This window comes from Rathayibacter sp. VKM Ac-2760 (genome assembly GCF_009834185.1).
Classification (GTDB): Bacteria; Actinomycetota; Actinomycetes; order Actinomycetales; family Microbacteriaceae; genus Rathayibacter.
Genome location: NZ_CP047173.1, coordinates 2,686,991 through 2,705,775, shown reverse-complemented (window position 1 = coordinate 2,705,775; position 18,785 = coordinate 2,686,991). Strand labels below are relative to the sequence as shown.

The window sequence follows — 18,785 nt, the reverse complement described above, 5'->3', positions numbered from 1 at the left end:
TCCCGCCATGCACGACAGTTCCCCCGACACGACCGCGCGCCCGGGCATCGAGCGCCCGAGCACCGAGCGCCCGAGAACCCTGGCCGAGAAGGTCTGGGACGACCACCTCGTCGCCAAGGGCGAGGACGGCACCCCCGACCTGCTCTACATCGACCTGCACCTCGTGCACGAGGTGACCAGCCCGCAGGCGTTCGACGGCCTGCGCCAGGCCGGCCGCCCCGTCCGCCGCCCCGATCTCACGATCGCGACCGAGGACCACAACACGCCGACGGTGGGCATCGACAAGCCGATCGCCGACCTCACCAGCCGCACCCAGATCGAGACCCTGCGCCGCAACGCCGCCGAGTTCGGTGTCCGCCTGCACTCGCTCGGCGACATCGAGCAGGGCATCGTGCACGTCGTCGGCCCGCAGCTCGGCCTGACCATGCCCGGCATCACCGTGGTCTGCGGCGACTCGCACACGTCGACCCACGGTGCTTTCGGCGCGATGGCCTTCGGCATCGGCACCAGCGAGGTCGAGCACGTGATGGCGACGCAGACGCTGCCGCTCAAGCCGTTCAAGACGATGGCGATCACCGTCGAGGGCGAGCTGCGCGAGGGCGTCACGGCGAAGGACATCATCCTCGCCGTCATCGCGAAGATCGGCACCGGCGGCGGTCAGGGCTACGTGCTCGAGTACCGCGGCTCGGCGATCCGCGCGCTCTCGATGGAGGGCCGGATGACGATCTGCAACATGTCGATCGAGGCCGGGGCCCGCGCCGGCATGGTCGCGCCGGACGAGACGACCTTCGCCTATCTCAAGGGCCGCCCGCACGCCCCCGAGGGTCAGGACTGGGACGACGCTGTCGCCTACTGGCGGACGCTGCCGAGCGACGAGGGCGCCGTCTTCGACGCCGAGGTCGTGCTCGACGCCGACGCGCTGGAGCCGTTCGTCACCTGGGGCACCAACCCCGGCCAGGGCGTCTCGCTCTCGCAGGCCGTGCCCGACCCCGACGCGATCGCGGACCCGGACGAGCGCTCGAACGCCCGCCGCGCCCTGGAGTACATGGACCTCGAGGCCGGCACCCCGATGAAGGAGATCCCGGTCGACGCGGTCTTCATGGGCTCCTGCACCAACTCGCGCATCGAGGACCTCCGCGCCTTCGCGTCGATCATCGCCGGCCGGACCAAGGCGCCCGGCGTCCGGGTGATGGTCGTCCCCGGCTCCGCCCGCGTGCGCATCGAGGCCGAGGCCGAGGGCCTGGACAAGGTGATCACCGCGTTCGGCGCCGAGTGGCGCTTCGCCGGCTGCTCCATGTGCCTCGGGATGAACCCCGACCAGCTCGCGCCGGGCGAGCGCTGCGCCTCCACCTCGAACCGCAACTTCGAGGGCCGGCAGGGCAAGGGCGGGCGCACCCACCTGGTCTCGCCGCTCGTCGCCGCCGCGACCGCCGTGCGCGGCACCCTCTCCAGTCCGTCCGACCTGGAGCCCGTCCGCGAGCTGGTGGAGGCCTGATCATGGAGAAGTTCGAGACCGTCACCGGCATCGCCGCGCCGCTGAAGCGCAGCAACGTCGACACCGACCAGATCATCCCGGCGGTGTTCCTCAAGCGGGTCACCAAGACCGGCTTCGAGGACGCGCTCTTCCACGGCTGGCGCCAGGACCCGGAGTTCGTGCTCAACCAGCCGGTCTTCCAGGGCGCGCAGATCCTCGTCGCCGGGCCGGACTTCGGCACCGGCTCCAGCCGCGAGCACGCCGTCTGGGCGCTGCGCGACTTCGGCTTCCGGGTCGTGCTCTCCTCGCGCTTCGGCGACATCTTCCGGGGCAACTCCGGCAAGCAGGGGCTGCTCGCCGCGGCCCTCGCCGAGGCCGACATCAAGCGGCTCTGGGAGCTCATCGACGGGACGCCGGGAATAGAAGCGACCGTCGATCTGGTTGGTCGTACGGTCACCGCCGGTGGCGAGACCTTCCCCTTCGAGGTCGACGACTACACTCGTTGGCGCCTGATCGAAGGGCTGGACGACATCGGCCTGACCCTGCGCGACGAAGCGCTCATCTCCGAATTCGAGACCCGTCGCGCGAGCTGGCGGCCCAAGACATTGCCGGTGAAATAGCGTGAACACACTTCTTCAGGATGCCAAGGCGGCGGGAGCCCGAGTGGGAATGACGACCGAGCGGCTCACCATCCACGGCGGTCGTCCGCTGAAGGGCCGGATCGAGCTCAAGGGCGCGAAGAACCTCGTCACGAAGGCGATGGTCGCGGCGCTCCTCGGCGAGACCGCGTCGACGCTGCGCGACGTGCCGGACATCAGCGACGTCCGCGTCGTGAAGGGCCTCCTCGAGGTGCACGGCGTGAAGGTGCAGCAGGGCCCGGAGGTGGGCGAGCTGATCCTCGACCCGTCCGCCGTCGAGTCGGCGCACTTCGCCGACATCGACGCGCACGCCGGCTCGAGCCGCATCCCGATCCTCTTCTGCGGACCGCTGCTGCACCGCCTCGGCGAGGCGTTCATCCCCGACCTCGGCGGCTGCCGCATCGGCGACCGCCCGATCGACTACCACCTCGAGGTGCTCCGCAACTTCGGCGCCATCGTCGAGAAGCTGCCCTCCGGCATCCGGATGTCGGCGCCCGAGGGGCTGCACGGCGCCAAGGTGTCGCTGCCCTACCCGAGCGTCGGCGCGACCGAGCAGGTGCTCCTCACCGCGGTCCGCGCCTCGGGCATCACCGAGCTGTCGGGTGCGGCGATCGAGCCGGAGATCATGGATCTCATCAACATCCTGCAGAAGATGGGCGCCATCATCTCGGTCGACACCGACCGCGTGATCCGCATCGAGGGCGTCGACCGCCTCGAGGGCTACACCCACCGTGCGCTCTTCGACCGCAACGAGGCCGCCTCCTGGGCCGCCGCGGCGCTCGCGACCGACGGCGACATCTTCGTCGGCGGCGCTCGCCAGCAGGAGATGACGACCTTCCTCAACGTCTTCCGCAAGGTCGGCGGCGCGTTCGAGATCGCCGAGGACGGCATCCGCTTCTACCACCCCGGTGGCGAGCTGAAGCCGGTCATCATCGAGACCGACGTGCACCCCGGCTTCATGACCGACTGGCAGCAGCCGCTCGTCGTGGCGCTGACCAAGGCCAAGGGCGTCTCGATCGTGCACGAGACCGTCTACGAGCAGCGCTTCGGCTTCGTCGACGCGCTGGTCGAGATGGGCGCGACCATCCAGATCCACCGCGAGTGCCTCGGCGGCCAGGCCTGCCGCTTCGGTCAGCGCAACTTCATGCACTCGGCGGTCATCTCCGGGCCGTCGAAGCTGCACGGCGCCGACATCGTCGTGCCGGATCTGCGCGGAGGCTTCTCGCACCTGATCGCCGCGCTCTCGGCCGAGGGCACCTCCCACGTCTCGAACATGGGCATCATCAGCCGCGGCTACGAGAACTTCCTCACCAAGCTCGAGCTCCTCGGCGCCGACTTCTCGCTCGACGACTAGTCCGCCGCGCGGGAGTTCCGGACCACCTCCGGCACGTGAAACCGGCTCCGGCTCGCAGAATCCCCCCGATCCTGCGAGCCGGAGCCGTCTCCGCGTGCCGAGCTGCGCCGGCCGCGATCTCCGGCTCGTGAAACGTGCTCCGGCTCGTCGATTCGGCCGAATCTCGCGAGCCGGAGTCCTTTCTGCGTGCCGGAGCTGTGCCCGGAGTCCGCGGGCTCGACCTTCGGCTCGTGGAACCGCGTTGGGCTCGTCGATTCGGCTGGTTTCTGCGAGCCGGAGGTGTTTCTGCGTGCCCGAGCTGCGCGCAGAGACCGTGGGCTCGAGCTTCGGCTCGTGGAATCGCGTCGGGCGTCGGATTGCCTGGTTGCTACGAGCCGGAGTCGTTTCTGAGTGCCGGAGCCGTCCTCGGGGCCGCGGGCTCGACCTTCGGCTCGTGGAACCGCGTCCGGCTCGTCGGATCGGCTGATTCCTGCGTGCCGGAGTTCTTTCTGCGTGCCGGAGCTGTGCCCGGAGTCCGTGGGCTCGAGCTTCGGCTCGTGGAATCGCGTCGGGCTTGTCGATTCGGCTGGTTCCTGCGTGCCGGAGGTGTTTCTGCGTGCCGGAGCTGTCCGCGGAGTCCGCGGGCTCGCGCTCCGGCTCGTGGAATCGCGTCGGGCTCGTCGATTCGGCTGGTTTCTGCGAGCCGGAGGTGTTTGTGCGTGCCGGAGCTGTGCCCGGAGTCCGCCGGCTCGACCTCCGGCTCGTGGAACCGCGTCCGGCTCGTCGAATCGGTCGGATTCCGCGTGCCGGGGCCGGTTCTGCGGGCCGGGGAGCGCACGCCGGACGTCACGACGTCCGCTCCGGTGCCCGCCCGGAGGTCCCCGTGTCGACGGCGCGTCTCGCCGCACCCGGAGCGTCGGCCGCACCGCGACGCCTCGCGGGCGGGAGCGGCGCGGGATGCGAGGATGGGCGGGTGTCTGAACGAAGCCGTCCGTCCATCTTCTGGCTCCTCGCGGCGTTGGTGATCCCGACGCTCACCGCCTCCGTGGACCTCCGGGTCCGCGACATCGACAAGATCCCGAGCAGGGGCGCGTTCGTGTTCGCGCCGAACCACTACAGCGAGATCGACCCGTTCATCACCGGCTGGACGCTCTGGCGGGCCGGTCGTGCGCCGCGCTTCCTGGCGAAGGCGTCGCTGTTCAAGATCCCGGTCGCCGGCGCGATCCTCCGCGCCTCGGGGCAGATCCCGGTCGAGCGGGCGGGCTCCGTGCGCGGCAGCGAGCCGCTCAAGGCGGCGAAGGAGCTGGTCGATCAGGGCGGCTCCGTCCTGATCTACCCCGAGGGCACGCTCACCCGCGATCCCGAGCTCTGGCCGATGCGCGGCAAGACCGGCGCGGTGCGGATGGCGCTGCAGTACGGCCTGCCCGTCGTGCCGGTCGCGCACTGGGGCACGCAGCAGCTGATGGGCCGCTACTCCAGGAAGATCACCCTCTTCCGCCGCAAGCGCGTCGACGTCCTGGTCGGCGACCCCGTCGACCTGTCCGCGTTCCGCGGGCGCAGCCTCGACTCCGCGACGCTCAACGAGGCCTCGGCCGTCGTGATGGCCGCGATCACCCGACTGCTCGAGGAGCTCCGCGGCGAGACCGCGCCCGAGAAGCGCTGGAATCCGGCGGAGCACAACCAGAAGGGCACGGGACGCTTTGAGCCGGAGCAGTAGGACCGAGAAGACGCCGATCCCCGTTCCGCGGCGGGTCGCCGTCCTCGGCGCCGGCAGCTGGGGGACCACCTTCGCGAAGATCCTCGCCGACGGCGGCTCCGACGTCGTGATGTGGGCGCGCCGCGCCGAGCTGGCCCGCGAGATCACCGAGGCCAAGCGCAACAGCGACTACCTGCCCGGCATCAACCTGCCGCGCAACATCCGGGCCACGCCGCGGATCGAGGAGGCGCTCGAGGGCGCCGACCACGTCTACCTCTCCATCCCCTCGCAGACGCTGCGCGGGAACCTCGAGGCGATCACCCCGTTCCTCACCGAGCGCACGGTGCTCGTGTCGCTGATGAAGGGCGTCGAGAAGGGCACCGGCGCCCGGATGAGCGAGGTCATCTCGCAGGTGCTGCCGATCGATCCGAGCCGCATCGCGGTCGCCTCGGGGCCGAACCTCGCGCTCGAGATCGCGAAGGAGCAGCCGACCGCGGCGGTCATCGCCTCGGAGAGCCTCGTCACCGCGCAGGAGGTCGCGCTGGCCGCGACCAACCGCTACTTCCGCTCCTACGTCAACACCGACGTGATCGGCACCGAGTTCGGCGGCGTGCTGAAGAACCTGATCGCGGTCGCGATCGGCATCGTCGACGGCGTCGGCTACGGCGAGAACACCAAGGCGTCGATCATCACCCGCGGTCTCGCCGAGATGACCGACTTCGCCGTCGCGTACGGCGGCCGGCCCGAGACCATGTCCGGGCTGGCCGGCCTCGGCGATCTGATCGCGACCTCGAGCTCGTCGCTCTCGCGCAACAACACCGCGGGGCGCCTGCTCGGGCAGGGCTACAGCTTCGGCGACGTCGTGAAGTCGATGCAGCAGACGGCGGAGGGGCTCTCGTCCGTCGCGCCGATCCTCGAGCTCGCCCGGGCCCGCGGGGTCGACATGCCCATCGTCGAGCAGGTGGCGCAGGTGCTCGCCGGTACGCTCGATCCGAAGGACATCGCGCCGCACCTGACCACGGATTCGGACGAGCCCCAGGGTGAGAGGAACCTCGATGACCAGCAAGCTCGCAGTGGCCGTTCTGTTCGGGGGGCGTTCCAGCGAGCACTCGATCAGCTGCGCAACGGCGGCAGGGGTGCTGCGGGCGATCGATCGTGATCGCTTCGACGTGATCCCGGTGGGGATCACCGCCGACGGCGCGTTCGTGCTCGAGGAGGACCGCCCGGAGAAGTTCGCACTCGACGCGAGCGCCCTGCCGCGGGTCGAGGACAACGGCACGCGCGTGCACTGGCCGGAGTCGGCGCTCTCGCGCGAGCTGACCGTCACCGCGGCCGACGGCTCCGTCCGCTCGCTGGGCGATCTCGACGTGGTGCTGCCGATCCTGCACGGTCCGTGGGGCGAGGACGGCACGGTGCAGGGGATGCTCGAGCTGATCGCCCTGCCCTACGTCGGCTCCGGCGTGCTCGCCTCGGCGCTCGGAATGGACAAGCACTTCACCAAGACCGTCTTCCGCGCCGCCGGCATCGCCGTCGCCCCCTGGTACACGGTGACCGAGGCCGAGTGGCGCGAGGACCCGAGCGACGCCGCCGCGGCCCTCGACGAGCTCGGGCTGCCGGCGTTCGTCAAGCCGGCCCGCGCCGGGTCGAGCGTCGGCGTGAGCCGGGTCGACGAGCGCTCGCAGCTGGACGCGGCGCTGGAGGAGGCCTTCTCGCACGACTCCCGCGTGCTGATCGAGTCCGCGATCGTCGGCCGCGAGGTCGAGATCGGCGTGCTCGGCGGGCGCCGCGGGGCGCCGGCGCGCGCCTCCGTCGCCGGCGAGGTCGTCGTCAGCGGCGGCGGCTTCTACGACTTCGAGGCCAAGTACCTCGGGATGAAGGGCGTCGAGCTGGTCTGCCCGGCCGAGCTCACCGACGCCGAGCTCGCCGAGATGCGCAGGCTCGCCGTCAGCGCTTTCACCGCGATCGGCGCCGAGGGTCTCGCCCGGGTCGACTTCTTCCTGACGGCCGACGGCTTCGTCATCAACGAGATCAACACCATGCCGGGCTTCACGCCGATCTCGATGTTCCCGCGGATGTGGGGCGCGAGCGGCGTCGACTACCCCGACCTGATCAGCGAGCTGCTCGACCTGGCGCTCGAGCGCGTGCCGGCCGCGGTCCGATGACCGCGGGCCTCGGGCTCCGGCTCGAACCGGGCCCGCGGGCGCCGTTCGAGCAGATCCGCGAGGGGATCACCGCGCAGGTCGCCGCGGGGTCGCTCCTGGTGGGGACGAGGCTGCCCGCGGTGCGGGCGCTCGCCGAGGAGCTCGGCGTCGCTCCGGGGACCGTCGCGCGCGCCTACAAGGAGCTCGAGGCCGCGGGGATCGTCGAGACGCGGGGCCGGGCGGGGACCGTCGTGTCCGGCGGCGTCGACGCGGTCGAGCACGAGCTGCAGCTCGCGGCCGGAGCGTACGCGGCGCGGGCACGGGCGCTCGGAGCGACGTCGCAGCGTGCGCTCGAGGTCGCGGCCGCCGCGCTCGGCACCACCGCCTGACGACCCGCCTGACGCCCCACCGGCCGAGGCGTCAGCCGGTCGGCGTGCCAGAGGGGTCGAGGGTGTCGGTGTCCGACACGTTCGTGCAGGCGCGCTCCTGCGGCAGGTAGGAGACGGCGTTCGCCAGGTCGACGACGGCCGAGGTGCCGGAGGCGCGGCTCTGGTCGACGGTGATCTCGACGGCGGGGTCGCGGCCGTAGGTGGTCAGCGTGTAGACGTCCTCGGCCGCCTGCGTCTCGTCGATGATCCAGTCGACGCCGCTGACCGAGACGCAGAGATCGGTCGTCGGGCCGGGCGGGGTGACTCCGCAGTGCAGGATGACCGCGGCCGGGGTGCCCCAGGCGGCCGTGCCCTGCGCGTTCGTCTCGCGCTCGGGCAGCTCGGCGACCACGTCGGGCAGGCGCGCGGAGACCTCGGCGCAGCCGGTGCTGGTGGCGTCGGCGGCCGGCTGCAGCGCGACGGCGGCCGAGCAGCCGGTCAGCAGCAGGGCCGCAGAGGCGGCGACCAGGGGCAGGCGGTGGAGACGGGGGGACATCACCGGCAACGCTAGCGTGTGAACCATGGCACCCGATCCGAGCCCCACCCTGGCCGAGCTCAGCGAGGGCGAGGTGCTCGCCCGGCTCCTGCCGCGGTTCGGCGGCGGTGCGGACACGCTGGTCGGGCCGGGCGACGACTGCGCGGTGCTGCGGGCGCCGGACGGCCGCTTCGTCGTGACGACCGACATGATGGTGCACGGCCCGGACTTCCGCCTCGCCTGGTCCACCTCCTTCGACCTGGGGTGGAAGGCGGCCGCGTCCAACCTCTCCGACGTCGCCGCGATGGGCGCGCGGCCGACCGGGCTGGTGGTCGCGATCGCGGCTCCGCGGCACCTCGGGGTGGACGTGCTGGAGGGGATCGCCGACGGGCTCGCCGCCGGCTGCGCGGCGATGGCGCCGGGCTGCGCGGTCGTCGGCGGCGACCTGTCCGCCTCGGGGACGCTGACCCTGGCGATCACGGCCTTCGGCTCGCTCGACGGCCGGGCGCCCGTGCTGCGCGGCGGGGCGCGGCCGGGCGACCTGATCGCGACGGCCGGGCCGCTCGGTGTCGCCGGGCTGGGACTGCGGCTGCTCTTCGAGCGGGCGACGGCGGCGGGGGAGCCCGACGCCGCACTCGCGCGGGCGCTGCGGGAGGCGCATCCGGAGGTGCTCGACGCGCAGCTGCGGCCGACACCGCCGATCGCGGCCGGCGTCGCGGCGGGCGGGGTCGCCACGGCGATGATGGACGTCTCGGACGGCGTCGTCCTCGACGCGCGCCGGCTGGCCCGCGCGAGCGGCGTCCTGCTCGATCTCGATCCGGACGCCGTCGACGCGCACGCGCGGCCGCTCACAGCGGTCGACGGGATCGACGCGCCGCTCGCCCGCGCGCTCGTGCTCGGCGGCGGCGAGGACCACGCGATGCTCGCCTGCTTCCCGCCCGGCGCGGCGCTGCCGCAGGGGTTCACCGCCCTGGGCACGGTGCGCGAGGGCGCACCGGAGGTGCGGCTCGGCGGAGTCGCGCTGGACGAGCGCGGCGGCTGGGACCCCTACCTGGGCTGGGACGGCGCGGCGGGGTGATCCGCGGCGGCCGACGGCTCGGCTACTCGAGTGCCGCGGGCGAGGCAGGCGAAGCCCACCAGATCGTCGTCTCGCCGTAGTCCTTCCGCCGGTCGCGCTCGAGTCCGGCCGGCCACTGCGGCTCCGGGCTGCGCGAGCTGCGCTCGACGACGACGACGGAGTGCTCGCCGAGCAGCGGCGCGACCCCGGCGAGATCGGCGGCCAGCTCGTCCTCGGCGAGATCGTAGGGCGGGTCGAGGAAGACGGTGTCGGCGTTGACGGCGGGCGAGCCGTCGAGGAACGAGCGCACCGAGGCGATCACGACCTCGATCCGCGGCTTGGGGCGCTTGTTCGAGGCGGCGGACGCCGTGATCGCGCGCACGTTCTCGCCCGCCGTCCTCGCCGCCTTCGGATCGCGCTCGACGAGCAGCACGGCGGCGGCCCCGCGGCTGGCCGCCTCGAGCCCGAGGGCGCCGGAGCCGGCGTAGAGGTCGATCACGGTGGCGCCGTCGAGCGCGTCACGCGCCTCCAAAGCCGAGAAGATCGCCTCGCGGACCCGGTCGCTCGTGGGCCGGGTGCCGGCGCGGGGGACCCGCAGAGTGAGCGATCCGGCGAAGCCGGCGATGATCCTGGTCACCGTTCCGAGCATAGGACGACCGGTCGATCCGCGAGACCCCTGCGAACCCTGAGCCGTTTTCCGGCTTGCACTGCGAGAATCACCAGCTATGACGTCCCTCGATGACACCCTCTCCGCAGTCGGCACGGACTCGGGGCGCGGTGCGGCTCCCGGATCGTCGATGACCCGCGAGGAGTTCAGCGCCCACTGCGCCGCCGTCCTGGCCAATCTGACGAGCGTGATCGACGGCAAGGACGCCGAGGTCTCGATGGCGCTCACCGTGTTCCTGGCGGGCGGGCACCTGCTGATGGAGGACGTGCCGGGCACCGGCAAGACGGTGCTCGCGAAGTCGCTGGCCGCCTCCGTCGGCGGCACGGTCTCGCGGATCCAGTTCACCCCCGATCTGCTGCCCTCCGACGTCACCGGCGTCTCGATCTTCAATCAGGCGACCCGCGACTTCGAGTTCAAGCCGGGCCCGGTGTTCGCGAACGTGGTGATCGGCGACGAGATCAACCGCGCCTCGCCCAAGACCCAGTCCGCGCTGCTCGAGTGCATGGAGGAGCGGCAGGTCTCGGTCGACGGGGTCACCCACGTCCTCCCGCGGCCGTTCGCCGTCGTCGCGACGCAGAACCCTGTCGAGATGGAGGGCACCTACAGCCTCCCCGAGGCGCAGCGCGACCGGTTCATGGCACGCCTGTCGCTCGGCTACCCGGACGAGCGGGCCGAGCTCGAGATGATCCGCACCCGCGACGCGGCGAGCCCGCTGGAGGAGCTGCGGCAGGTCGTCGGCCGGGACGAGCTCGAGCGGATGATGGACTACGTCCAGTCGATCTACGTCGCGCCGCCGGTGCAGGAGTACGTCGTCGCGATCATGCAGGCCACGCGCATCGATCCGGAGCTGCGGCTCGGCGGGAGCCCGCGGGCGACCCTGCAGCTGATCGCCGCGGCGAAGGCGCTCGCCGCGATCAACGACCGCGACTTCGTCGTGCCGGACGACATCGACGTGCTCGCGGTGCCGGTGCTGTGCCACCGGCTGCTGCCGGCCACCCGGCTCCCCGGCCGCTCGGGCACGAGCGCCTCGCACTCCGTCTCCGAGATCGTCCAGCGCATCGTCGCGGCCACTCCCGTCCCGTTCGGCAATCGTGCCGACTGAGCCCCGCGGCCCGGAGCGGCCGCCCCGGCGCATCGGGGCGCTCCCGGCCGTCGCCGGCATCGCTCTGACGCTGCGCGGCTGGGCCCTCGTCGTCCTCGGCGTGCTCGGGATCGCCGTCGCGCCGATCATCGAGTTCCGCGAGCTGCTCTTCGTGGCGATCGTGCTGCTCGGGCTGCCGATCGCGGCGATCGTGACGCTGATCGCGGTGACGCCGGTGCTGCAGGTGCAGCGCCGGTTCGCACCGCAGGTGGTGGCGGTGGGCGACGTGGTCGACGTCGACGTCGTCCTCGACAACCGCGGTGCGGCCGTTCCTGCCGGTGCCCGCGCGGAGGACCGGCTCGACCGGGTCGAGCGCGGTCTCGTCACCGGGCGGACCGTGGCGCGCGGCGCCTTCACCCTGCCCGCGATCGCGCTGCGGGGGAGCGGCTCGAGCCGGGTGCGCGCCCGCTACCGCCTTCCGGCCGGCCGGCGCGGCATCCACCGCATCGGCCCGCTCCGCCTCACCCGGCGCGACGCCTTCGGGCTCGCCGTGCGCGAGACGGTCGTCGGCGCGGCCCAGCCCTTCGTGGTGACTCCGCGGGCCGTTCCGCTGCAGAGCGACGTGCTCGACGCCTACGGCGCCGGCGGCTCCAGCCCGGTCGCGCACGCGACGGCGGGAGCGGGGACCGACGACGTGATCCCGCGCGACTACCGCCCCGGCGACGCCATGCGCCGCGTGCACTGGCGGGCGAGCGCCCGCTCCGGTGAGCTGAAGGTGCGCCAGGACGAGCAGAACACGGACCCGCACGCCTGGATCCTGCTCGAGACGCGCGCCGCGAGGATCCTCGACGAGCGCGGCGGCGACGACCGGCTGGAGTGGGCGGTCTCGATGACCGCCTCGCTCGCCGTGCACCTGCTCGAGCGCGGCTTCGAGACGCACCTGGTCGAGACCGGCGCGACCGATCAGCTCGGCCGCTCCGAGGACGAGCGCGAGGTCGCGCACGACGTGCTGCTGCGACTGGCCGAGCTCGCCCCCGCCGACGACTCCGTCGAGGCGGTCGGCCGGATCGCGAGCGAGATGCGCGACGCGGGCGGCAGCCGCCCGGTCTTCGCCGTGCTCTCGCGGCTGCACGAGGAGGACCTCGCCGCCCTGGCGTCGCTTGCGGCGCACGCGCGCCCGGCGGTCGCCTTCCTGGTCGGCGGCACTCCCGAGGAGGAGTCGGCGCTGATCGCGCTCGGCTGGTACCCCGTGCCGGTCTCGCCGCGGACGGCCGTCGAGGAGGCGTGGGCGCAGGCCCTCGCCCTGCGGATGGTCGCGTGACCCGCCGCGGTGGTGACGCCCGCTCGGGCTCGATCCTGCTCACGGGGCTGCTCTGGCTCGCCCTCGTCACCGCCTCCTCCGGGCTCGGCCGGCTGCTCGAGGGCGTCGGCTGGCTGGTCCAGCTGGGCGTGGCGGTCGCGTTCGTGCTCGCCGTCCCCGCGGCGGCGCGGGCGCTGCGCGCGCACCCGGTCGTGCCGCCGATCCTCGCCACGCTGACGGCCGTCGGCGTGCTCGTTGCCATGTTCGTGCCGGCCCGGTCCCTTCTGCTGATCATCCCGACGCCCGCGGCGATCGCCGACGCGCAGGCGCTCGCGCAGGCGGGCTTCACCTCGATCGCCGAGCAGGGCCTGCCCGCGGTCGCCGACGAGGGCATCGCCTTCCTGCTCATCGGCGGCGTCGTCGTGCTGGCCTGGGCGACCGATCTCTTCGCCTTCTCCGTGCGGCTGCCCGCGCTCGCCGGGCTCTTCCCCGCGACCCTGCTCGCGGTGCCGGCCGTCATCGACCCGAGCTCGGTCTCCTGGACCAGCCTGCTGCTGACGGCGCTGGCCTACATCGCGATCCTCGCGGTCAGCGCCCGGCCGCAGCGCCGCGACCCGAGCCCGGTGTCGCCCGCGGCGGCGCTGCCGGCGCTCGCGGCCGCGGCGGTCGTCGTCCTGGCCGCCGGGCTGCTCTCCGGATCCGCGGGCGGCTTCACCCGCGTCTCCACGCCGTCCGGCGTGTCGGGCACGCTCTTCAACGGCTCGATCGACCCGGTCGTCGCGCTCGGCGCCGATCTGCGCCGGCCGAATCCGGTCACGGTGCTGCGCTACTCGACCGACTCCGATCTGCCCGTCTACCTCCGCGTGCTCACCGTCTCCGACTTCGAGGGCGAGGACTGGGCGCCGAGCGACACCGAGGAGACGGCGGACATCGCGGCTCCCATCGCCCCCGCCGGGCTCGGCGAGGGCGTGCCACGCGAGACGGAGCAGGTCGACGTCTCGGTCGAGACCCTCCGCAGTCGCTGGCTGCCCGTGCCGTACCCGGTCGCCGAGCTGAGCGGCGTCGGCGACGGCTGGCTGCAGGACGTGCAGGACGGCTCGATCCGCGGCGACGCCACCACCCGCGCCGGCGACGAGTACCAGGTGGAGGCGCTGCGCCTCGAGCCCGACCCGCAGCAACTCCTCGACGCGCCGGTGCCCACCGGCTTCGAGCGCTACCTCTCGCTCCCGGACGACGTGCCCGAGATCGTGCGCACGACGGCGGCCGAGGTCACGGCGGACGCGGTGACCGCCTACGACCGGGCCCGCGCGCTGCAGACCTTCTTCCGCTCCTCGCAGTTCCGCTACTCGGAGGACACCCCGGCGGAGGAGGGCTACGACGGCGACGGCGTCGGCGTGCTCGCGTCCTTCCTGGAGGTGCGCGAGGGCTACTGCGTGCACTTCGCCTCGGCGATGGCCGTGATGGCCCGCGAGCTGGGCATCCCCTCGCGGCTCGCCATCGGCTACCAGCCGGGCTCGGTCGTCCCGTCGCCGGGCACCGAGCTGACGAGCTACCGGGTGCAGTCCTCGGACCTGCACGCCTGGCCCGAGCTCTACTTCGAGGGCGTCGGCTGGCTGCCGTTCGAGCCGACGCCGAGCCGAGGCGCCCCCGCCTCCTACACGCTGCCGAGCGCGACGACGTCCGCGCCGTCGACGACCCCGGGCTCCGCGCCGAGCTCGGCCCCCGGAGCGGCGGCCGAGCAGACCGCGACGCCGACGGCCACGGCGACGACCGCGACGACCGCACCGGGCGCGCTCGGCGGCACGGCGGCGACGAGCGCGCCCGTCGTGACGCTCTGGACCCTGCTGCTCCTGCTGCTCCTCGTGCCGTGGCTGGCCCGGGTCGTGCAGCGAGCCCTGCGGCGGCGCCGTGCGGCCGACGGCGCGCTCGAGCCCGCCTGGGCGGAGCTGCTGGCCAGCGCCCGCGATCTCGGCGTGCCCGTCGACGAGGCGGAGTCGCCGCGGGCGCAGGAGGCGCTGATCCGCGACGCCCTCGAGGACGAGGAGGCCCGCTCGGCGCTGCGCACCCTGCGGGAGGGCGTCGAGCGCGTGCGCTACGCCCCGGTGCCGGCAGAGGACGCGGCGGGCTGGCGCGCGGCGGCGACCGTCGTCGCGGGACTGCGTGCCGCGGCCGGGACCGGCAGGCGGCTGACCGCGGCGATCGCGCCCCGCTCCGTGCTCGGCGCTCTCACGCGGGTCCGGCGTCCGAGGTCCGACCTATGATCGTCGGGTGATCCCGGACCCCCTCGACGACCAGCTCGCACCGCTGATCGGCCCGCGGACCGCGAAGCCGATCGAGAAGGCGTTCGGCTACCGCACGGTCGGCGAGCTGCTCGGCCACTACCCGCGCCGCTACGCCAAGCGCGGCGAGCTGACCGAGCTCTCGCGCCTGCCGGTGGGCGAGAACGTGACGATCGTCGCCGAGGTCCGCGAGGTGCGCTCGCGCGAGATGAAGAACCGCCGCGGGGGACTGCTCGAGGTGATCATCTCGGACGGCACGGGCACCCTCTCGCTGACGTTCTTCGGTCAGCCCTGGCGCGCCGCGCAGCTGCACCGCGGGGCGCGCGGCATCTTCGCCGGGACCGTGTCGATGTTCCGCGACACGAAGCAGCTCACCCACCCCGACTACCGGCTCTTCGACGACGAGGAGGTCACGGCGCACGGCCCGATCGGGAAGTCGGTGCTCGCGAAGGACTGGACCGAGCGGCCGATCCCGATCTACCCCGCGACCAGCACGATCGCGAGCTGGCAGCTGCAGGCGGCGATCGGCGTGGTGCTCGACAACCTGAAGTACGTGCAGGACCCGATCCCGCCGGAGGTGCGCGCGAGCCGCTCGCTGCTCGACCTCGGTGCCGCGCTGGAGCTGATCCACCGGCCGCCGCGCGAGGGCGAGGAGGCGAAGGCGCGCGACACCCTGCGCTTCCACGAGGCGTTCCTGCTGCAGCTGGCGCTGCTCGAGCGGCGGGCGGCCGCCCGCTCGACCCCGGGGACCGCGCGGGTCGCGGCGGCCGGCGGGCTGCTCGAGCGCTTCGACGCCGCGCTGCCGTTCACCCTGACCGAGGATCAGAAGACGGTCGGCCGCGAGATCACCGCCGACCTCGCGGACGAGTCGCCGATGTCGCGGCTGGTGCAGGGCGAGGTGGGCTCGGGCAAGACCCTGGTCGCGCTCCGCGCCATGCTCGCGACGGCCGAGAGCGGCGGGCAGGCGGCCCTGCTCGCGCCGACCGAGGTGCTCGCCGGCCAGCACCTCCGCTCGATCGTCCGCACCCTCGGGCCCGAGCTGTCGGCCGAGCTCGTGCCGACCCTCCTCACCGGCGGTCTCGGCGCGGCGGCCCGGCGCGCGGCGCTGCTGCGGATCGTCTCGGGCACCGCGAAGATCGTGGTCGGCACGCACGCCCTGCTCGGCGACAAGGTGTCGTTCTACGACCTCGGCCTCGTCGTGATCGACGAGCAGCACCGCTTCGGCGTCGACCAGCGCGACGCCCTGCGGCGGAAGGGCGCCCAGCCGCCGCACGTGCTGGTGCTCACCGCGACGCCCATCCCGCGCACCGTCGCGATGACGGTCTTCGGCGACCTCGACGTCTCGACCATCCGCGAGCTGCCGGCCGGCCGCCCCGGCATCAGCAGCCACGTCGTGTCGCTGGCCGACCGACCCGCCCTGATCGCTCGCGCTTGGGAGCGGGCCGACGAGGAGATCCGCAAGGGCCACCAGGTCTACCTCGTCTGCCCGGCGATCGAGCCGGGGGAGGCGGCCGAGGGCCCGCTCGCCGCGGAGGACGAGCCCGCGGCCACTCCGCTGTCGACGGTGTCGGAGACGATCGAGGGGGTCCGCCGGCACCCCCTGCTGGGGAAGCGGCGCTCGGCCGCCCTGCACGGGCGGATGACGGCGGAGGAGAAGGACGCCGTGATGCAGGCCTTCGCGGCCGGCGAGATCGACGTCCTCGTCTCGACCACGGTCATCGAGGTAGGCGTCGACGTGCCGAACGCGTCGATGATGATCGTCCTCGACGCCGAGCGCTTCGGCGTCTCGCAGCTGCACCAGCTGCGCGGGCGGATCGGTCGCGGCGGCGTGCCCGGCGTCTGCCTCTTCGTCACCGCTGCCGAGGCCGGCACGACGCCGCGCGAGCGGGTCGAGACCGTCGCGGCGACCCTCGACGGCTTCGATCTCGCCGAGGCCGACCTCGAGCTGCGCCGCGAGGGCGACGTGCTCGGCGATTCGCAGTCCGGCGGGCGCTCCTCCCTGCGGCTGCTGCGCGTCGTGCAGGACTCCTGGCTCATCGTCGAGGCCCGGGTGCTGGCCGAGCGGCTGCTCGAGACCGACCCGGTGCTCGCGCTGCACGACCGCCTCCGCGCCGCCCTCGAGCGACGGGTGCAGGAGCGCGACCGCGAGTTCCTCGGCAAGAGCTGACCGGCTCCGCGCGCGAGTGGCCCGATACGCTGGGCGCATGGCCCGCATCGCCGTCGTCCCCGGCTCGTTCGACCCCGTCACGCTCGGGCATCTCGACGTCATCGAGCGCGCCGCGCGTCTCGTCGACGAGCTGCACGTGGTCGTCGTGCACAACCCGGCCAAGACGGCGCTGCTGCCGATCGCGCAGCGGGTCGCGCTGATCGAGCAGTCGATCGCCGAGGCCGGGATCGAGGGCAGGATCGTCGTCGCGTCCTGGAGCATGGGCCTGCTCGTCGACTACTGCACCGACGTCGGCGCGAGCATCCTGGTGAAGGGCATCCGCTCGCAGGTCGACGTGGCCTACGAGACGCCGATGGCGATCGTCAACCGCAACCTCGCGCACGTCGAGACCGTCTTCCTGCTGCCGGACCCCGCGCACGCGCACGTCTCCTCCTCGCTGGTGCGGCAGGTCTCGGCGCTCGGCGGCGACGTGTCGCCCTACGTGCCGCCGGCCGTCGCCGCCTACCTCGCCTCCTGAGCGCCGCCGTTCGCACGAGGTCGCCCCGGCTCGCAAGGGCCCGGCCGCGTGCACCCGCTGAGCCCGGCGCCTGGGAGAATGGCGGGATGAGTGCGATGCGCGTGGCGGCCTGGGGCCTCGAGGGGATCCCGGAGGTGGTGCCGGGCGACGACCTGCTCGGGCTGATCCTCGCCGCGATCGAGGCGGCCCCGGCGGCGGACCGCCCCGTCGACGGCGACGTCCTCGTGGTGACCAGCAAGGTCGTCTCCAAGGCCGAGGGCCGCGTGGTCGCCGCCGCCGACCGCGAGGACGCGATCACCGCCGAGACGGTGCGCGTCGTCGCCACCCGGGCGCACGCGCACGGGGTCACCCGGATCGTGGAGAACCGCCTGGGCATCGTCCAGGCCGCCGCCGGGGTCGACTCGAGCAACGTGCCGGAGGGCACCGTGCTGCTGCTGCCGGTCGACCCCGACGCGTCCGCTCGCGCGCTCTGCGCGGGACTGCGCGACCGCCTCGGCGCCCGCGTCGGCGTGGTCGTCAGCGACACCCTCGGGCGCGCCTGGCGGGTGGGCCAGACCGACGCCGCCATCGGAGCGGCCGGACTGCTCGTGGTCGACGATCTGCGCGGCGCCGTCGACGCGCTCGGGCGCACCCTCGCCGTCACGATCCCCGCGGTGGCCGACGAGATCGCCGCGCTCGGCGACCTCGTCAAGGGGAAGGCGACCGGGCACCCCGTCGCCGTCGTCCGCGGTCTCGGCCGGCTCGTCGCCGAGCTCGACGCCCCCGGCGCGCGCACGCTGACCCGCACGGGCCCGGACGACATGTTCCGCCTGGGCGCCGACGAGGCGCACGCCGAGGGCTACCGCGCGGGCTACGCCGCGGGCCTCGCCGCGGCCGAGCGGGCCGCCTCGTGAGCCGCCCCGTGAGCGGCGCCTGGACCGCCGTCGTCGTCTACCGCGGGCGCGGCACGTCGAAGACGCGGCTCGAGCTGGTCGCCCGCTCGGCCCTCGCCGAGGCCTTCCTCCTGGACACCCTCGCGGCGGTCGCCGAGGCGGAGGCGGTCGGCGCCGTCGTCCTCGTCACCTCGGACATGACCGCGGCCGAGCGCGCCGCGCGCGAGCACCCAGGTCTCGCTGTCATCGCCGACCCGGGAGAGCTGAACCCCGCCGTCGCGGCCGGCATCGCGGGGGCGCAGGACTTCCGCCCCGGCTCGCCCGTGATCGCCCTCACCGCGGACCTGCCGGCGCTGACGGCCGCCGATCTGGACGCTGCGCTCGCGGCGGCCGGCGGGTCGCCGGCGATGGTCGGCGACCGCGCGGGCAGCGGCACCACCGCGCTGCTCCTGCCGGGCGGCACCGGCCCCGAGCCCGCCTTCGGCCCTGACTCCCGCGCGCGGCACCGCAGCGCCGGCTACCGGGTGCTCGAGCTGCCCGAGACCTCGACGCTGCGCCTGGACGTCGACACCGTCGACGACCTGCGCGACGCCCAGGCGGTCGGTGTCGGCGCCTGGACCACCCGCGAGCTGCCGGGCGCGGCCTGAGCCGCACCCCGCC

17 protein-coding genes are annotated in these 18,785 nt (G+C 73.6%); 15 read left to right on the top strand and 2 right to left on the bottom strand.

The features are described 5' to 3' along the window. Window positions 1-7: 7 nt before the first annotated feature. From leuC to GSU72_RS12245, 7 genes are all read left to right on the top strand, one after another. Window positions 8-1,495: a 3-isopropylmalate dehydratase large subunit gene (gene leuC / locus GSU72_RS12275; RefSeq protein WP_208545054.1), complete on the top strand. Its 1,488-nt coding sequence runs from the start codon at window positions 8-10 to the stop codon at window positions 1,493-1,495. Window positions 1,496-1,497: 2 nt separating this feature from the next. Beyond that, window positions 1,498-2,094 carry a 3-isopropylmalate dehydratase small subunit gene (gene leuD / locus GSU72_RS12270; protein WP_159985300.1) on the top strand — a complete coding sequence of 199 codons (597 nt, stop codon included), beginning with the start codon at window positions 1,498-1,500 and terminating at the stop codon, window positions 2,092-2,094. A gap of 49 nt (window positions 2,095-2,143) precedes the next feature. Next, entirely contained in the window at window positions 2,144-3,466 is a 1,323-nt protein-coding gene (murA, locus tag GSU72_RS12265; protein ID WP_159985298.1) for a UDP-N-acetylglucosamine 1-carboxyvinyltransferase, read from the top strand. 952 nt (window positions 3,467-4,418) lie between these two features. Continuing rightward, window positions 4,419-5,162, top strand: coding sequence for a lysophospholipid acyltransferase family protein (locus tag GSU72_RS12260; protein ID WP_208545053.1), 744 nt, complete (start codon window positions 4,419-4,421; stop codon window positions 5,160-5,162). Beyond that, window positions 5,146-6,300 (top strand): NAD(P)H-dependent glycerol-3-phosphate dehydrogenase, encoded by a 1,155-nt coding sequence (locus GSU72_RS12255; protein ID WP_244255788.1) that lies wholly within the window; start codon window positions 5,146-5,148, stop codon window positions 6,298-6,300. Before GSU72_RS12260 ends, GSU72_RS12255 begins: the two co-directional genes overlap by 17 nt. Beyond that, window positions 6,197-7,303 carry a D-alanine--D-alanine ligase family protein gene (locus tag GSU72_RS12250; protein WP_159985294.1) on the top strand — a complete coding sequence of 369 codons (1,107 nt, stop codon included), beginning with the start codon at window positions 6,197-6,199 and terminating at the stop codon, window positions 7,301-7,303. Before GSU72_RS12255 ends, GSU72_RS12250 begins: the two co-directional genes overlap by 104 nt. After that, window positions 7,300-7,671, top strand: a complete 372-nt coding sequence (locus GSU72_RS12245; protein WP_159985292.1) for a GntR family transcriptional regulator — start codon at window positions 7,300-7,302, stop codon at window positions 7,669-7,671. The genes GSU72_RS12250 and GSU72_RS12245 overlap by 4 nt, the downstream gene beginning before the upstream one ends. Before the next feature lie 31 nt (window positions 7,672-7,702). On the opposite strand, the gene GSU72_RS12240 is transcribed toward GSU72_RS12245, so the two are convergent. Then, window positions 7,703-8,206, bottom strand: coding sequence for a DUF3515 domain-containing protein (locus GSU72_RS12240; protein ID WP_159985290.1), 504 nt, complete (start codon window positions 8,204-8,206; stop codon window positions 7,703-7,705). A 25-nt stretch (window positions 8,207-8,231) separates the two neighbouring features. On the opposite strand from GSU72_RS12240, the gene thiL reads away from it, so the two are divergent. Beyond that, entirely contained in the window at window positions 8,232-9,263 is a 1,032-nt protein-coding gene (thiL, locus tag GSU72_RS12235) for a thiamine-phosphate kinase (RefSeq protein ID WP_159985288.1), read from the top strand. Between the two features lie 22 nt (window positions 9,264-9,285). On the opposite strand, the gene GSU72_RS12230 is transcribed toward thiL, so the two are convergent. Continuing rightward, entirely contained in the window at window positions 9,286-9,879 is a 594-nt protein-coding gene (locus GSU72_RS12230; protein ID WP_159985286.1) for an RsmD family RNA methyltransferase, read from the bottom strand. A 160-nt stretch (window positions 9,880-10,039) separates the two neighbouring features. Here GSU72_RS12230 and GSU72_RS12225 point away from each other — a divergent pair, with 160 nt between their 5' ends. The 7 genes from GSU72_RS12225 (at window position 10,040) to cofC (ending at window position 18,772) form a co-directional block, all read left to right on the top strand. Further along, a complete protein-coding gene (locus GSU72_RS12225) occupies window positions 10,040-11,011 on the top strand; it encodes a MoxR family ATPase (RefSeq protein WP_244256120.1) in 972 nt (323 codons plus the stop codon). After that, window positions 11,001-12,311 (top strand): DUF58 domain-containing protein, encoded by a 1,311-nt coding sequence (locus GSU72_RS12220; protein ID WP_159985282.1) that lies wholly within the window; start codon window positions 11,001-11,003, stop codon window positions 12,309-12,311. The genes GSU72_RS12225 and GSU72_RS12220 overlap by 11 nt, the downstream gene beginning before the upstream one ends. Continuing rightward, on the top strand, window positions 12,308-14,551 hold the full coding sequence (locus tag GSU72_RS12215) for a DUF3488 and transglutaminase-like domain-containing protein (protein ID WP_159985281.1): 2,244 nt from the start codon (window positions 12,308-12,310) through the stop codon (window positions 14,549-14,551). The genes GSU72_RS12220 and GSU72_RS12215 overlap by 4 nt, the downstream gene beginning before the upstream one ends. Before the next feature lie 7 nt (window positions 14,552-14,558). Next, window positions 14,559-16,736 carry an ATP-dependent DNA helicase RecG gene (locus GSU72_RS12210; RefSeq protein WP_159985279.1) on the top strand — a complete coding sequence of 726 codons (2,178 nt, stop codon included), beginning with the start codon at window positions 14,559-14,561 and terminating at the stop codon, window positions 16,734-16,736. A gap of 37 nt (window positions 16,737-16,773) precedes the next feature. Next, a complete protein-coding gene (gene coaD / locus GSU72_RS12205; RefSeq protein WP_159985278.1) occupies window positions 16,774-17,253 on the top strand; it encodes a pantetheine-phosphate adenylyltransferase in 480 nt (159 codons plus the stop codon). 86 nt (window positions 17,254-17,339) lie between these two features. Continuing rightward, window positions 17,340-18,146, top strand: a complete 807-nt coding sequence (cofE, locus tag GSU72_RS12200; protein WP_159985276.1) for a coenzyme F420-0:L-glutamate ligase — start codon at window positions 17,340-17,342, stop codon at window positions 18,144-18,146. Continuing rightward, window positions 18,143-18,772: a 2-phospho-L-lactate guanylyltransferase gene (gene cofC, locus GSU72_RS12195; RefSeq protein ID WP_159985274.1), complete on the top strand. Its 630-nt coding sequence runs from the start codon at window positions 18,143-18,145 to the stop codon at window positions 18,770-18,772. Before cofE ends, cofC begins: the two co-directional genes overlap by 4 nt. Window positions 18,773-18,785: the final 13 nt, after the last annotated feature.

Coding starts and splice junctions, on each gene's coding strand:
- leuC (WP_208545054.1), top strand. CDS start 8: ATGCACGACAGTTCCCCCGACACGACCGCGCGCCCGGGCATCGAGCGC.
- leuD (WP_159985300.1), top strand. CDS start 1,498: ATGGAGAAGTTCGAGACCGTCACCGGCATCGCCGCGCCGCTGAAGCGC.
- murA (WP_159985298.1), top strand. CDS start 2,144: ATGACGACCGAGCGGCTCACCATCCACGGCGGTCGTCCGCTGAAGGGC.
- GSU72_RS12250 (WP_159985294.1), top strand. CDS start 6,197: ATGACCAGCAAGCTCGCAGTGGCCGTTCTGTTCGGGGGGCGTTCCAGC.
- GSU72_RS12245 (WP_159985292.1), top strand. CDS start 7,300: ATGACCGCGGGCCTCGGGCTCCGGCTCGAACCGGGCCCGCGGGCGCCG.
- GSU72_RS12240 (WP_159985290.1), bottom strand. CDS start 8,206: ATGTCCCCCCGTCTCCACCGCCTGCCCCTGGTCGCCGCCTCTGCGGCC.
- thiL (WP_159985288.1), top strand. CDS start 8,232: ATGGCACCCGATCCGAGCCCCACCCTGGCCGAGCTCAGCGAGGGCGAG.
- GSU72_RS12225 (WP_244256120.1), top strand. CDS start 10,040: ATGACCCGCGAGGAGTTCAGCGCCCACTGCGCCGCCGTCCTGGCCAAT.
- coaD (WP_159985278.1), top strand. CDS start 16,774: ATGGCCCGCATCGCCGTCGTCCCCGGCTCGTTCGACCCCGTCACGCTC.
- cofE (WP_159985276.1), top strand. CDS start 17,340: ATGAGTGCGATGCGCGTGGCGGCCTGGGGCCTCGAGGGGATCCCGGAG.